The 14,640-nt window shown below is 63.3% G+C and carries 10 protein-coding genes, 1 tRNA gene and 1 pseudogene; 6 read left to right on the top strand and 6 right to left on the bottom strand.

Annotation, left to right across the window (positions count from 1 at the left end):
• Positions 1-321 precede the first annotated feature (321 nt).
• Complete coding sequence (locus tag KBB36_RS18895) at positions 322-1,014, top strand: TetR/AcrR family transcriptional regulator (protein WP_290984715.1); 693 nt, start codon at positions 322-324, stop codon at positions 1,012-1,014.
• Positions 1,015-1,070: 56 nt separating this feature from the next.
• Here KBB36_RS18895 and KBB36_RS18890 read toward each other — a convergent pair.
• The 3 genes from KBB36_RS18890 to KBB36_RS18880 all read right to left on the bottom strand — a co-directional run bounded on the left by KBB36_RS18890 (position 1,071) and on the right by KBB36_RS18880 (position 4,954).
• Positions 1,071-1,145, bottom strand: a tRNA-Val gene (locus KBB36_RS18890).
• Between the two features lie 95 nt (positions 1,146-1,240).
• The gene (locus tag KBB36_RS18885) at positions 1,241-3,730 is read right to left on the bottom strand and encodes a penicillin-binding protein 1A (RefSeq protein WP_290984712.1); all 2,490 of its coding nucleotides are present in this window, start codon (positions 3,728-3,730) and stop codon (positions 1,241-1,243) included.
• Between the two features lie 75 nt (positions 3,731-3,805).
• Complete coding sequence (locus KBB36_RS18880) at positions 3,806-4,954, bottom strand: N-acetylmuramoyl-L-alanine amidase (RefSeq protein ID WP_290984709.1); 1,149 nt, start codon at positions 4,952-4,954, stop codon at positions 3,806-3,808.
• Positions 4,955-5,545: 591 nt separating this feature from the next.
• Between KBB36_RS18880 and KBB36_RS18875 the strand changes: the two genes are divergently transcribed.
• On the top strand, positions 5,546-8,779 hold the full coding sequence (locus KBB36_RS18875; protein WP_290984706.1) for an Rne/Rng family ribonuclease: 3,234 nt from the start codon (positions 5,546-5,548) through the stop codon (positions 8,777-8,779).
• A 65-nt stretch (positions 8,780-8,844) separates the two neighbouring features.
• On the opposite strand, the gene KBB36_RS18870 is transcribed toward KBB36_RS18875, so the two are convergent.
• Genes KBB36_RS18870 through KBB36_RS18860 form a run of 3 tightly spaced genes read right to left on the bottom strand, consistent with a single transcriptional unit; the run spans position 8,845 to position 11,471 of the window.
• Positions 8,845-9,564, bottom strand: a complete 720-nt coding sequence (locus KBB36_RS18870; RefSeq protein WP_290984703.1) for a sulfite exporter TauE/SafE family protein — start codon at positions 9,562-9,564, stop codon at positions 8,845-8,847.
• A gap of 5 nt (positions 9,565-9,569) precedes the next feature.
• Positions 9,570-9,812 (bottom strand): Lrp/AsnC ligand binding domain-containing protein, encoded by a 243-nt coding sequence (locus tag KBB36_RS18865; protein WP_290984701.1) that lies wholly within the window; start codon positions 9,810-9,812, stop codon positions 9,570-9,572.
• 30 nt (positions 9,813-9,842) lie between these two features.
• Positions 9,843-11,471 (bottom strand): DEAD/DEAH box helicase, encoded by a 1,629-nt coding sequence (locus KBB36_RS18860; protein WP_290984698.1) that lies wholly within the window; start codon positions 11,469-11,471, stop codon positions 9,843-9,845.
• Between the two features lie 211 nt (positions 11,472-11,682).
• On the opposite strand from KBB36_RS18860, the gene KBB36_RS18855 reads away from it, so the two are divergent.
• The 4 genes and pseudogenes from KBB36_RS18855 to KBB36_RS18840 all read left to right on the top strand — a co-directional run.
• Positions 11,683-12,855 (top strand): M20 aminoacylase family protein, encoded by a 1,173-nt coding sequence (locus tag KBB36_RS18855; protein WP_290984695.1) that lies wholly within the window; start codon positions 11,683-11,685, stop codon positions 12,853-12,855.
• A gap of 29 nt (positions 12,856-12,884) precedes the next feature.
• On the top strand, positions 12,885-13,709 hold the full coding sequence (locus KBB36_RS18850) for an MBL fold metallo-hydrolase (RefSeq protein ID WP_290984692.1): 825 nt from the start codon (positions 12,885-12,887) through the stop codon (positions 13,707-13,709).
• A gap of 21 nt (positions 13,710-13,730) precedes the next feature.
• Complete coding sequence (locus KBB36_RS18845; RefSeq protein WP_290984689.1) at positions 13,731-14,291, top strand: histidine phosphatase family protein; 561 nt, start codon at positions 13,731-13,733, stop codon at positions 14,289-14,291.
• A 127-nt stretch (positions 14,292-14,418) separates the two neighbouring features.
• Positions 14,419-14,640 (top strand): annotated as a pseudogene (locus KBB36_RS18840) (hypothetical protein); the annotation flags it as partial.

Below are 14,640 nucleotides of genomic sequence, written 5' to 3'. Positions count from 1 at the left end.
GCTGCCAGCAGCTTGGAGAATTCATCGATCGTGCGGCGCACATTGCCGCCGGTATCGGCGCCCCAGCGTGGTCCGATCTCCGCCATCAGGTTCCATATTCGTCAGGAATCACAGGCAGGGTGTTTGGCTCGGCTTGGGTCATGGCAATTGTACAATGCGGCTGGAATGGGGGGACAGGCCAGTCAGTCTATAGTATAACCGCCAGCGAGACGCTATCCGGAAAGTCATGCGGAAAGCGGGCCGCCCCAAATTGCAAAACCACAGCAATAGTGCACAAGACAGCCAAAGAGCGGGCCAATGAGCATGGTGAAGAAAACACGAGTGACGCAGACAGCCGCCGCGGCAAAGCCGGTGGCCGGTCTGCCCAAGGCGCGCAAGCGCGATGCCGAGCAGAGCCGGCAACTGATTCTGGAAACCGCGCTGCGGCATTTCGCCAGCAAGGGTTATGATGGCGCGCGGGTGGACGACATCGTGGCCGAGACGCATCTCAGCAAAAACATGCTGTATCATTATTTCGGCAGCAAGGAAGAATTGTTCGTTGCCGTGCTCGACACCATCTACGAGCGTTTCCGTGGCCGCCACGGCGAGATTGCCATCGCCGATCTGGCGCCGGTGGAAGCTTTGCGCCAATTGGTGGCCGAAACCGCCAAGGCGCTAAGCCAGACGCCGGAGATCATCCCGATTCTCAACACCGAGAATCTCTACAAGGCAGCGCATATCAAAAGCTCGAAAAAAATCCGCACGATCTACGATCCGCTTTTTGTTGATCTCAATCGGGTGCTGGAGAAGGGCCAGAAGGAAGGCGTGTTCCGCAACGACATTGATCCGTTGCAGCTCTATATCTCGCTGTCCTCGCTGGTCTACCACTACCTGTCCAACGGCCACACGCTTTCCGTGGTGCTGCGGCAGAATCTGCTCTCCAAGCAGAATTTCGCCGCCCGCATCCGGCATGTGGAGGAAATGGTGCTGCGCTTTTGCGTGCGGCCCGAACTGGCTGTCAAACATATCGGCTGAAGCGGCGCTGCAAAGCGCCGGCTTGGCCAGGATATTCCGCAATTGAGGGATTTAGATGGTGGGCGGTGCAGGGATTGAACCTGCGACCCCAGCAATGTGAATGCTGTGCTCTACCGCTGAGCTAACCGCCCGCCAAAGGCCCGGGCGGGTAACCCGCCGAGCGAGACGTTTTCTAAGGAAGCGCCCGGGCGCTGTCAAGCGGCGCCCGGGTAATTCGTCCAGGTAATTAATATAGTCCGCCCGTGCCGGCGGTGGCGCCGGCGCCGGCACTGCCGCCAGAACCGCTGATCGCCTCGCGTTCGTAAAGCGAGCCATCCAGCACGTTGCGTTCGCCGCTTGGCTCGGTGCCAGGGCGGAAGGCTTCCAGGATCACGCCACGGTCGCCGGGTTGGGCTGGCAGGCCGGTATCGGATTGCACCCGCACCAGGCGCACACCGGGCGGCACGCGAAACTGGATCCCGGGCCGGCTCTTGAGCGCCTCGGCCATGAAATCGCGCCAGATCGGCACCGCCACCGAGGCCCCGGTTTCGCGCTTGCCCATATCGCGCGGCGTGTCGTAGCCAACAAACACGCCAACCGCGAGGTCGGGGCTGAAGCCCATGAACCAGGTGTCGAAACTATCGTTGCTGGTGCCGGTCTTGCCGGCCACCGGCTTGCCCAGTTCGCGCAGCCGCACGCCGGTGCCGCGCTGCACCACGCCTTCCAGCATCGACACCATCTGATAGGCGGTCACTGGATCAAGCACAGTTTCGCGCAGGTCAGGCAGGGCCGGCTCGGCGCCGCCATCATAGGCCTGCAGGCGGCAGGCATCGCAGGGGCGTGCGTCGTGGCGGAAGATGGTGCGGCCCTGGCGGTCCTGCACCTTGTCGATCAGCGTCGGCACAATCTTACGGCCGCCATTCACCAGTTCGGCATAGGCGGTGGTCAGCCGCATCAGCGTGGTTTCGCCAGCGCCCAGCGACATCGCCAGCACAGTCGGCATGTCGTCCACAACGCCGAAGCGCTTGGCATAGGCCACCACCTTTTCCATGCCGATGGCCTGGGCCAGCCGCACGGTCATCAGGTTGCGCGATTTCTCAATCCCCACCCGCAACGTGCTGGGGCCATAGAATTCGCGCGTGTAATTGCCCGGTTTCCACAGCGGCAGGCCGGGGCCCTGGTCGAGCACAAAGGGCGCATCCAGCACCAGGCTGGCCGGGGTGAAGCCATTATCCAGCGCGGCGGCATAGACAAAGGGCTTGAACGACGAGCCGGGCTGGCGCATTGCCTGGGTGGCGCGGTTGAACTGGCTGACCTTGAAATCAAAGCCGCCGACCAAAGCCAGCACACGACCGGTATGCGGGTCCATCGCCACTAGGCCACCGCCCACTTCCGGAATCTGCCGCAAGGCATATTGGTCCTTGCGCTCGGCTATTGGCTCCACGGCGATCACATCGCCGGCATTCAGCACTTCGGGAACGCTGCGCGGCACCGGGCCAAGCTGCACCGGACCGGTATTGCCGTTGCTGGTTTCCAGCTTGCGTCGGGCCCAGCGCAGATCGGTATGGGCGATGCGGCCCAGGCTGCCATCGGCAAAGCCGATCTCGGCCACCTCATTATTGGTGCTCACCACAATGGCAACGCGCCAGGGCGGCAGGATGGCCGCCAGCGGCAGGGCATTGGGCTGGCCGGCGGGCTGGGCCAGCAGGCCGGCGAGGCGGGTTTTCCAGTCTGTGCCGGGCGGCAGTGTGGCCAGCGGGCCGCGCCAGCCACCGGCGCGGCGGTCATAGGCCACCAGGCCGTCGCGCAGCGCCTTTTCGCCGGCAGCTTGCAGGCCGGGGTCCATGGTGGCGCGAACCGACAGGCCGCCTTCATAAAGCCCCTTGTCGCCATAACGCTGGCTCAGCAGGCGGCGCACCTCTTCGGCAAACCAGTCGGCGCGCGCCAGTTCAGCTTCCGGGCGGTTCAGCGCTACCAGCGGGGTTTCGCGCGCCCGCTTGGCTTCCGCCAGGCTGATGACGCCATCTTCCAGCATGCGGTCGATCACATAATCGCGCCGCGCCCGGGCGCGGTCATTCTGCCGCACCGGATGATAGCTGCTCGGCGCCTTGGGCAGGCCGGCCAGATAGGCGGCTTCGGCAACACTGAGGTCGTAGAGCGACTTGTCGAAATAGGTCAGCGCCGCCGCTGCCACGCCATAGGCACCGGCGCCGAGGTAGATTTCGTTGAGATAGAGTTCAAGGATTTTATCCTTGGAGAAGGCGCGTTCGATGCGGAAGGCCAGGATTGCTTCCTTGGCCTTGCGGCTGAGCGACACTTCATTGCCGAGCAGGAAGTTTTTTGCCACCTGCTGGGTGATAGTGGAGGCGCCGACCGGGCGGCGATTCTGCGCCACATTCAGGATATTCTGCACCACGGCACGGGCGATGCCCACCGGGTCGATACCGGGATGCGAGTAGAAATTCTTGTCCTCGGCCGAGAGGAAAGCCTGGATCACGCTATTGGGCATGGCTGCAATCGGCACAAATAGCCGGCGCTCGCGGGCAAATTCGGCAATCAGCCGACCATCGCCAGCATGCACCCGGGTGGTTACCGGCGGCTGGTAATTGGCCAATTGCTGGTAATCCGGCAGGTCGCGGCCGTAATACCACAGGCCATACAGCCCGGCAGCAGCAGCGGCCAGGCAGCCGAGCAGGGTGAGAAACGTCAGGATCAGGAAATACCGCAGCAACCGCATATATCGGGGCATCCAGCCAAGCAGGACAGGAGAGGGCGCCGTCATAGACCCGGCAGGGTCGGATGTACAGCCGGATTATGGCGTGGATGCGGCGCCGAAGAAACGATCAATCGCCTCTGCCACCGCCTCGGCCAATTGATTACGGCCGGTTTCCGAGAAAAGCACGGCTTCCTCGGCCGGATTCGACAGGTAGCCCAGTTCCAGCAGGGCCGAGGGGATGTCTGGCGCGCCGAGAACCCGGAAATTGGCAGCCCGCAGGCCGTTGCGGCGCAGCGGCAGCTTCTGTTCCGCAAGCGCGCTGGTCAGCAGGCCGGCAAAGCGGCGTGATAGCCGGGCGGTGTCGCGGCTGGCCAGATCCAGCAGGATCGCCACCACATCATCCAGTTCAGCCTCGTTGCCGCCATCGGCAAGCTGGTCGGCACGGTTTTCGCGCAGCGCCAGCGCCTCGGCCTCGCGGTCGGTGGCATCTTCGGCGCGGGTATAGACACTGGCGCCACGTGTGGCGCGGTCGGCAGCCAGGCTGTCGGCATGGATCGACAGGAACAGGTCGGCCTCACGCTTGCGGGCAAACTCCACCCGGTCGAGCAGTTTCACCGCCACGTCACGTTCGCGCGTCAGCACCACGCGATAACGGCCGGTGGCGCGCAGTTTTTTCGCCAATGCCTGGGCCACGCCCAGGGTGAGGGCCTTTTCATAGCGCCCGGAGGCGCTGATGGCGCCCGGATCGTGGCCGCCATGGCCGGGATCAAGCACGATCAGCTTGCGATTGTCCCCCTTGGCTTTTTGTGTGACTGCCGGCGCCACCGGCACCAGGGTAAGCGGCAGGGCCACAGGGCTGGCAAAGGCGCTGACATAGGCCGCCGGGTCGGCCGGCAGCAGGTCGATTACCAGCCGGTGCCTTTGCTCACCTTGGGGTGGCAGCAGGAAGGCGCGATCAACCACGGCGGTATCCAGCAGGGTCAGGCGCAGGCTGCCGCCGCTTGCCGGGCTGTCCAGCCGTTCAATCACCCCGGCGGCCAGGATTTGCGGGGCGCCGAGCGCCAGCACGGCATTTTCCAGGCGTAATTCCAGTTCCAGCCCGCCCGGGGCATTGCTCAAACTGGCAGCGAGTGGCCGGTCGGCTTCCAGCACCAGCCGGGTCAACCCGGCATTCAGCCCCAGGCTGATCCGGCCAATCTGGGCCGGCTGTGCCGCAGCGATGCTGGCGGGAAATAAAATTATCAATAGAATCAATAATTTCCTGATAATAATCGATCCCCCATGATGACCCTGGCAAGAAAGGTCTTGTCGCCCCGGCGATAATACGAGTAATTTCGCAATCGCGAATATCCGAGTCAGCTTTTGTCGTCCAGCCTCACTTTATAGACCGGAATGACAAAGCGGCGCGCGGATCGTGAGTGAAATCGCCTAAAATAGTGGCCTGCCCAAAGGAGCGGCGGCCCCAGGCGGAACAACCTCGGTCTCCGCGCTCAAGACAGTACGGATCTGTATGAACCCTCGGAGCGGTCGCCGGTGTTTCCGGCGGCGGCACCAGCCGGCGGCAACGCCGGTATGCCGATTAGGTGGCGAGTGCTCGGGCCGGATTTGGCGCATTGTCTCACGACATACCGCCAGTTGGCCGGCTGGAGCACCCCGGATCGGTAACGCGGCTCCCGCCGCGCTCGCGGTTGGGCTTACAAGCCCGGCCCAAAGCAGGCGGAACCGCCGGTGCGCAGCCTACCCCCGGAATGCCGGATGGGAGGCTGGCTTCGAAAAGCAAAGGTGCCCCGCCGTCTGTTGTTCGCGCGGGCGGCGCCGCGCCGCAGGAATATGCCGATGGGCATGCGTATGTTGATTGATGCCACCCACCTGGAGGAAACCCGGGTTGTGGTGGTGAAGGGTACCCGCCTCGAAGAGTTCGATTACGAAACTTCTACAAAGCAGGTTCTCAAGGGCAATATTTATCTGGCCCGTGTGACACGGGTGGAGCCCTCGTTGCAGGCCGCCTTTGTGGAATATGGCGGCAACCGCCATGGCTTCCTGGCTTTTGGCGAAATCCATCCGGATTACTACCAGATTCCGATTGCTGACCGCCGCGCTCTGCTGGAACAGCAGGCCGAGGAAGAAGCGCGTGCTGCCCAGGCCGAGGATGAGGAATTTGAGGCCGAAGACCAGCGCCGCCAGCGCCGCCGCAGCCGCCGGGGTCGCAGCCGGCCGCAAGGCGGCGAGGGCAATGGCGAAAATCGTGGTGATGAGGCCTTGGCCGATGGCCAGCATGCCGATGATGCCGACCATCATGACGATCACCTGCATGATGACGATCTTGGCGACGATAACGGCATCGATACCATCGAGACCGTGGACGGCGATTATGATGCGGTCGAGGAGATCACCCCGGCCCGCCCGGCCCTGCATGACGATCTGACCGACGAGCCTGCCGCGCCGGTCAATGTGCCGTCCTACTGGAATGTGCCGGCGCGCAACGAGAGCGTTGTGGCTGAAGTGAGCGCCCCGGTTGTCGAGCCGGAAGCCGCGCCGCATGTGGTGGCCGAACCCGCACCTGCTGTTGAAGCCGCGCCAATTGTTGATGCTCCGGTGGCCGAAGCCGCGCCGGTTGCGGATGCGATTGCTGCTGTGGAGACTGCTGCCGTCGAGACTGCCACCGTCGAGACTGCCGCTAATGAAGTGCCGGCGGTTGAAGGTGTTGCCCCGGTCGCTGAAATGGCTGCGCATGCCGAGCATGGCGACGAGGTCCGCAACAGCGAAGGTGCCGACGTTTCCGGCGTTGTTGAAAATGGCAAGTCCGAGCCGCGTGACGAGCATGAGGAGCGCCGGCCGCGCCGCACGCATTTCTCGCGTCGCTACAAGATTCAGGAAGTTATCAAGCGGCGCCAGATCATGCTGGTGCAGGTGGTGAAGGAAGAGCGCGGCAACAAGGGCGCGGCGCTGACCACCTATCTGTCGCTGGCCGGCCGCTATTGCGTGCTGATGCCCAACACGGCGCGCGGCGGCGGTATCAGCCGCAAGATTTCCTCGCCGGCTGATCGCAAGCGCCTCAAGTCGATTACCAGCGAGCTGGATATCCCGCAGGGTATGGGCGTGATCGTGCGCACCGCCGGCATGGAGCGCTCGAAGCCCGAGATCAAGCGCGACTTTGAGTATCTGTTGCGCAGCTGGGACAGCATCCGCGAACGTACGCTGGAAAGCTCGGCGCCGACGCTGATCTATGAGGAAGCCGACCTGATCAAGCGGTCGATCCGCGACCTCTATTCCAACGACATCGATGAAGTGTTGGTGGAAGGTGTGCAGGGCCATGAAGCGGCGCATGATTTCATGCAGATGCTGATGCCAAGCCATGCTGACCGCGTGAAGTTGTATCAGGACAAGATCCCGCTCTTCCACCGCTACCAGGTCGAACAGCAGCTTGACAGCATGTTCACGCCCACGGTGCAGCTGCGTTCCGGCGGCTATATCGTGATCAACCCGACCGAAGCTTTGGTCTCCATCGATATCAACTCCGGCAAGTCGACGCGCGAGCACAATATCGAGGAAACCGCCTACAAGACCAATCTGGAGGCGGCCGAGGAAATCGCCCGCCAGCTGCGCCTGCGCGATCTGGCCGGTCTGGTGGTGATCGACTTCATCGACATGGAGGACAACCGCAACATCCGCAAGGTGGAGCAGCGCCTCAAGGAATGCCTGCGCGGCGACCGCGCCCGCATCCAGGTGGGCCGTATCTCCGGTTTCGGTCTGCTCGAAATGTCGCGTCAGCGGCTGCGCCCGAGCCTGATCGAAAGCTCCACCATGCCCTGCCCGCATTGCCAGGGCCGGGGTTATGTGCGTTCCACCGAAAGCACCGCCTTGCAGGTGCTGCGCGCCATTGAGGAAGAGGGCATCCGTGATCGCGCCGGCGAGATCATCGTGGCGGTGCCGGCCGAAGTGGCGATCTACCTGCTCAACCACAAGCGTGAGCGGCTGAGCGACATTGAGCGCCGCTACGTCATGCGCGTGATCGTTGCCGCTGATAACAGCCTTGTGCCGCCGGATTACAAGCTGGATCGTGCCAAGCTGCGCCAGCCCGGCGAAGTCACCCGGCCTGAATTGAGCACCCGCGTTGAACCACAGCGCCCGATCACCCAGGAAAGCTCCTATGCCGATGCGGCCGAGGAACTGGCCTTCATGGATCAGGATGGCGAGGAGGATGGTTTCGAGGCCGATACCCTCGGCCTTGATGATGCCGCCGATGAAGCCGGCCAAGGAGAGAATGGCCAGGCTGAGAATGGCACGGAAAATGGTGCCGATAGCGATGGCCGCCGCCGCCGCCGCCGCCGCCGCCGCCGTGGTGGCCGGGGCGATGAAGCCAATGGCGACGAAGCCGGCATGGCCGAAGGCAGCAATGCCGAGGCCGGGCAAGGCGAGGCCGAGTTTGGCGACGCTGGCAGCGAAGCCAATGCTGAAGATACTGCCGAGGGCGAAGAGGCTGAAGGCGAGGAACCCGCCGGCGAGGAAGCCCAGGCCGGTGAGTCTCAGGCCGATGGTGAGCAGCGCCGCCGCCGCCGTGGTCGCCGGGGCGGTCGCCGCCGTCGCCGTGACGAGGGCGGGGCCGAAGAAGGCGCCGAGCCACGTCCGGCGCAGAATCCGGATCGTCCGCAGCGCATGCCACGCGAGAACAATCAGCGCGATATGGATCAGGGCGATTTCCTGACCCCGGCGGCGATTGGTGCAATGCTGGATGGCGGCCCGATGCTTGATCTGGATCTGGACGAGCCGCGTCCGGCGCCCAAGCCGGTGGTGGTGCAGCCCGCGCCGCAACCAGCCCCGGTATCGGCACCCGAGCCGATGGCTGTGGTGGCGGAAGCCAGTGCGCCGGTTGCTGTGCCGGAAGCCACCATGCCGGAAGTGGCGCCTGCTGCCGCGCCGGAAGCGGCGCCGGTCGAGCCGGTTGCCGCTATTCCTGCCACGCCGGTGCATACCGGGCCGATCTTCGAGACCGTGGTGGTGACACCCGATGGCAGCCAGGACAAGCCGGCCGAACCACCGCCGACCAAGCGTGGCTGGTGGTCGCGCTAAGCGGCATTCCTGAAAGCGGATTGATACAGAGGGCGCGATGCAAATCGCGCCCTTTTGTTATGCAGTTAAAAAGCGTGGCTCAGCATGAACAGGCCGGCGCCTAGCATCACGCCATCCATCAGGCGGCTGAACCAGGCCGGATCGAGTTGCAGCACAAAGCGTTTGCCGAGGAAGCTGCCGGCCATCACGGCAGAACCGGTGATCAGGCCTTGCAGCAGGATTTCGCCGGGCAGGGCGCCGAATTGCTGAAACACCGCAGCTTTGGCCAGATAAATGCCAAGCGAGCCGGCAGCTTCGGTGGCCAGGAAGGCGCCTTTCACCAGGCCGAGTGACAGGAAGACCGGCACACTGATCGGCCCGGTGGAGACCACGATGCCGGTGAGATAGCCGATACCGGCACCGACCAGCGCTAATTGCCAGAGCGACAGCTTGAAGCCGCGCCGCGCCAGCCAATGCCGGGCCGGCACCATCAGCACAAAGAACAGGCCCAGCGCGATATCCACCAGCCGGGTCGGCAATATCAGCAGGGTGCGGGCGCCAAGGGCTGCGGCAGGGGCGCCGGTGATGGTATAGGCGGCACAGGCGCGCCAGTCTATTTCGCGCCACCACAATATGATCCGCGACAGGTTGGCCATCAGTGCCGAGATTGCCATGATCGGCACGGCAGCCAGCGGGCCGAACTGGTAGACCAGCACCGGCATCAGCATGATGGACGAGCCAAAACCGACCACGCCGCTGAGTGCGCCGGCCATCAGGCCGACGACCAGCACGAAGGCATAGCCCATGGCGTTTAGCTGAAGGCCTTGAAGGTGATGATGGTGAAGGTGTCCTTCACGCGCGGAATGGTTTGCAGCTTATTGACCACAAAATGCCCGATATCGGTGCCATCGGGCAGGTAGCATTTCATCATCAGGTCATATTGGCCCGATACGGAATGCACTTCGGAAACCTGTTCGATCTGCTCCACGGCCTGGGCCGCCACGTCATAGGCGTGGCCGAGGTCGCATTTCACCATCACGAAGATCGTTTGCATGATCGGCTCCGTTACTGCCTGACGCGCAAGTTATCCGCGCTGCGCCTTGCGCACAGGGCGGCGCATGAAGTCTGGCACATGGTCGCCCATGCCCACCACCGGCGGATCGCGGTCCTCGCGATTATCGCGCCGCCGACCCTCCTGCGCCTTTGTCTCTGGCTGGGGCCTGGTTTCGCGCTGCGGCTTGGCCTCACGCGGCGGCCTGGAATCCGGCTGCTTGCTGTCCTGCGGCCTGGCCTCGCGCGGCTTCGGTTCACGGGCCTTATGCTCGCGTGGCTTGCGGCTGCGCGGGGCGCGCTCCGGCGCGGCTTCGCTCGGCGCCGTTTCGGTTATCTGGGCCGGGCTGGCCTCGGCCAGCGGCGCATCAACCGGCTCGGTGCGGGCCGCTTCCGGCGCGCGATCACGATTGCTGTCGCGTCCGCGCTCGCGGCTGCCACTGCGGCCCCGCTCGCGATTGCCGCTGCGGCCGCGGTCGCGACGACCGCCACGCTCTTCGCGTTCGCCGCCGGCACCGCTATCCTCGGGATGCTCGCCAGGGCCGAAGCCGGGCAGTTCCACCACCGGGATTTCGCGGTTGATCAACTGGGTGATGGCGCGGACATATTTTGCGTCATCCTCGGTCGCCATGGTGAAGGCGCGGCCTTCCATGCCGGCGCGACCGGTGCGGCCGATGCGGTGGACATAATCCTCCGGATGGGTCGGCACATCGAAATTGAACACATGGGTCAGGCCCTGAACATCCAGGCCGCGCGCCGCAACGTCAGAGGCGACCAGAATGGCGATTTCGTTGCGCTTGAACTTTTCCAGCGTGGCGGTGCGGGTGCCCTGGTCCATATCGCCATGCAGCGGCTGGGCGTCAAAGCCATGCCGGATCAGCGATTTCGCCAGGATGTCCACATCGCGCTTGCGATTGCAGAAGATGATGGCGTTCTTCACGCCTTCGTTGCGGATCAGCGTGCGCAGCGCCTCGCGCTTCATCCGGGTGCTGACATAGATCAGCCCCTGCGTCACGGTTTCGGCGGTGGTGGATTGCCGCGCTACCGCGATTTCCTTGGGATTGTTAAGGAAGTTGTTGGCCAGCTTGCGCATTTCCGGCGGCATCGTGGCCGAGAAAAACAAGGTTTGGCGCAGCACCGGCAGCTTGGAACCGATCTTCTCCACATCCGGCATGAAGCCCATATCCAGCATGCGGTCGGCTTCGTCGATGACAAACACCTGCACGCCGGTCAGCATCACCTTGCCGCGCTCAAAATGGTCAAGCAGGCGGCCCGGGGTGGCGATCAGCACGTCAACGCCGCGATCCAGCAGCTTTTCCTGCTCGGTGTAGTTCACGCCGCCAATCAGCAGCGCCATTGAGAGATTGGAATGTTTGCCGTAAGTGACAAAGCTATGCGCCACCTGATCGGCCAGTTCGCGGGTCGGCTCCAGGATCAGGGCGCGCGGCATACGGGCGCGCACCCGGCCGCCGGCCAGAATATCGATCAGCGGCAAAGTGAAACCGGCGGTCTTGCCGGTGCCGGTCTGCGCGGTGCCCAGCACGTCCCGGCCGGTCAAAACGATCGGGATGGCCTGGGCCTGAATCGGGGTCGGCTGCACGTAACCGGCATCGGCAACGGCTTTCAGTACCGGCTCGCTTAAGCCTAGACTAGTAAAATCCATGGATTTCCGCGTGTTTAGGGGGGCGGCGGGCAGGCCCAACATTTGGACTGGCTCTGCCGCGCCCGGACAAGACCATAGTGAGGCCCATGAGTCAATCCCTGTGCAAGGCGCTGGAAACAGCAAAATCAATCGTTTAGTTTGGAGAACCGGCGATTTCAGCCAACCGCCGGGTGGTGGTGGAGCCAGTAGCAGAAGTGGGTGTGGAGGAATTATGAAGCTGATTGATGAGATCGTCGCCAACAAGGCACAGCTCACGGCATGGCGGCGTGATCTGCACGCACACCCGGAAACGGCCTTCGAGGAGCACCGCACGGCGCAGTTTGTGGCCGAGAAGCTGGAAAGTTTTGGCATCCCGGTGCATCGCGGCCTGGCCAAGACCGGCGTGGTCGGCACGCTTAAGGCGGGCACAGGCAATCGCGCTATCGGCCTGCGCGCCGATATGGACGCGCTCGACCTGCATGAACTGAATGGCTTTGCGCATAAATCCAAGCATGAAGGCAAGATGCATGGTTGCGGCCATGATGGCCACACCACCATGCTGCTCGGCGCGGCGCAGTATCTGGCGCAGTCGCGCAACTTTGACGGCATCGTGCATTTCATTTTCCAGCCAGCCGAGGAAAATCTGGCCGGCGGCAAGGTGATGGTGGATGAGGGCCTGTTCCGCCTATTCCCGTGCGAGGCGGTGTTCGGCATGCACAACATGCCGGGCTACGATATTGGCAGTTTCGGTGTGAAAGCCGGACCGATGATGGCCTCCGCCGACATGTTCTGGATCAAGATCCGCGGCAAGGGCGCGCATGGCGCCTATCCGCATCAGGGCATCGATCCGGTGGCCATCGGCGCCGAGATTGTGCTGGCGGCGCAGCATATCGTTGGCCGCAATGTCAATCCGCAGCAGCCGGCGGTGGTCAGCATCTGCCAGTTCAGCGCCGGCCACACCACCAATGTGATCCCGGAAGATGCCATGCTGGCGGGCACGGCGCGCGCCTTTTCGCCCGAAGTTCAGGACCTGATCGAGAACCGCCTGCGCCAGATTGTTACTGGCATCGCCGCCAGCCATGGCGCGGTGGCTGAACTGGATTACCAGCGGCGCTATCCGCCCACCATCAACACGGTTGACGAAACCGAGCTGGCGGCGCGCGCCGCTGCCGACATTGTTGGCGAAGCCAATGTGCTGCGCAATATCGTGCCCAGCATGGGCGCCGAGGATTTTGCCTGGATGCTGCGCGAGAAGCCGGGTTCCTATGTCTGGATCGGCAATGGCGCCGGTGAAGGCAGCTGCATGATCCACAACCCGCATTACGATTTCAACGACGAAGCCATCACCATCGGCGCCAGCTACTGGGCGCGGCTGGCCGAAATGGCGCTGCCGGTTGGCGGCTGAAGCTTGGGCATGAGCGGAAAGGCGGCGGTATGGGCTTCAAGGTAAAATTCTGGGGGGTGCGTGGCAGCATCGCCACACCATCGCCCAGGCATATCGCCTTCGGCGGCAACACCTCCTGCGTGGAAGTGAAGCTGGGCGGTCGCACGCTGATCCTGGATGCCGGCACCGGCATCCGCAATCTGGGCCATTGGATGCTGAAGCGCGGCGAGGAGAATGCCGATCTGCTGCTCTCGCACACCCATTGGGACCATATCAACGGCTTTCCATTTTTCTCGCCGGCCTTTCGCAAAAGCTGCCATTTCACTATCCGAGCCGGCCATGTTGCGGATCGGGGTGGCATCGAGCAGGTATTCCGCTCGCAGATGGCCGAGCCGTTTTTCCCGGTGCCGCTGGAAAAGATGGGGGCACAATTTGTGTTCCAGGATTTCCGCGCCGGTGACCGCTTCACCCTGGGCGACGGCATCACGGTGCGCACCAAGCCGTTGAATCACCCCGATGGCGCCACCGGCTATCGCATCGAATATGGCGGCAAGGCGATGTGCTATGTCACCGATACCGAGCACACCCCCGGCAAGCCGGACCAGAATGTGCTCGACCTGATCGCCGATGCCGATCTGGTGATCTATGACAGCACCTATACCGACCGCGAATACGAAAGCCATGTCGGCTGGGGCCATTCCACCTGGCAGGAGGGGGTGCGGCTCTGCTTGGCGGCCGGCGTGAAGCAACTGGCGATTTTCCATCACGATCCAGATCATGAAGACCCGTTCATGGAGCGGCTGGAAGCTGATGCGCGCCAGATGTGGACCGGCGCCATTGTGGCGCGCGAAAATATGCGGATCAATCTGCTGTAACACCAAGTCGAGGCCGAAGCCATGTCTAAGCTCTATCTAGTGCGGCATGCAAAAGCGGCGGCGAATTTCGCCGAAGCCGCTGATCCCGGCCTGTCCGAAGAAGGCCGCGAGCATGCGGTTGATCTGGCGCTGAAACTGGAATCGCTCGGCCCGCTGCCGATCCTCTGCTCGCCGTTGCAGCGCGCCCAGGAAACCGCCGCGCCGCTGGCCAATCGCTGGGGCGAGGTGGCAGAGATCAGTTCTGCTGTTGCGGAAATTCCAACTCCGCCGGATATTGCCGCCGAGGGATTGGCGGCGCGCGGCGCCTGGCTCAAGCGCATAGCCGGCCAGCGTTTTGCCGATCAACCCGGTATCCTGCGTGCCTGGCGCCAGGGCGTTGTCGGTTCACTGCTTTCCTGCCGCAGGGATATGGTGATCGTGACGCATTTCATGGTGATCAACGCCGCCCTTGGCGCGGCGCTGAAGGATGACCGGCTGGTGCTGTTTCAGCCCGATTACTGTTCCTGCACCATCTTTGAAAACAGCGAAGGATCGCTGCGCCTGCTTGAACGCGGCGCCGAGGCGGCAACCCAAGTGCTGTGAAGGCGCAGAATATCAACGCTGATATATTGTATAATCTTCGTATCTCCATAAAGTTTCGGCCGAATGACTTGGCGCGGGGCTTAGATTGCCGCTAGTCTCCGCACGCGCCAACCCGACCGGATAAATCATGACGCCACCGAAACAGCAGCCCAGCCAGGCCGAGACGGAGCCGATGCCGGCCACCGCCGCCGCCTTGCCGCTTGGCTATGTGCTGGAAGAACAGATCGGCCATCTGATCCGGCGGGCGCATCAGCGTGCCACCGCCATCTTCATGGGTAGTATCGGCGATACCCAGGTAACGCCGACGCAATATGCCGCGCTGGTGAAGCTCTATGAGGCCGGCGAATTG

It is taken from the genome of Ferrovibrio sp., assembly GCF_017994015.1.
Taxonomy (GTDB): Bacteria; Pseudomonadota; Alphaproteobacteria; order Ferrovibrionales; family Ferrovibrionaceae; genus Ferrovibrio.
Note: the sequence above shows the minus strand (reverse complement) of the source record. Positions and strands in the feature narration are given on the sequence as shown.

Bases quoted from the DNA above. Each gene is read 5' to 3' on its own strand.
- KBB36_RS18885 (WP_290984712.1), bottom strand. From the start codon at position 3,730: ATGCGGTTGCTGCGGTATTTCCTGATCCTGACGTTTCTCACCCTGCTC.
- KBB36_RS18845 (WP_290984689.1), top strand. From the start codon at position 13,731: ATGTCTAAGCTCTATCTAGTGCGGCATGCAAAAGCGGCGGCGAATTTC.
- KBB36_RS18850 (WP_290984692.1), top strand. From the start codon at position 12,885: ATGGGCTTCAAGGTAAAATTCTGGGGGGTGCGTGGCAGCATCGCCACA.
- KBB36_RS18875 (WP_290984706.1), top strand. From the start codon at position 5,546: ATGGGCATGCGTATGTTGATTGATGCCACCCACCTGGAGGAAACCCGG.
- KBB36_RS18870 (WP_290984703.1), bottom strand. From the start codon at position 9,564: ATGGGCTATGCCTTCGTGCTGGTCGTCGGCCTGATGGCCGGCGCACTC.
- KBB36_RS18855 (WP_290984695.1), top strand. From the start codon at position 11,683: ATGAAGCTGATTGATGAGATCGTCGCCAACAAGGCACAGCTCACGGCA.
- KBB36_RS18860 (WP_290984698.1), bottom strand. From the start codon at position 11,471: ATGGATTTTACTAGTCTAGGCTTAAGCGAGCCGGTACTGAAAGCCGTT.
- KBB36_RS18865 (WP_290984701.1), bottom strand. From the start codon at position 9,812: ATGCAAACGATCTTCGTGATGGTGAAATGCGACCTCGGCCACGCCTAT.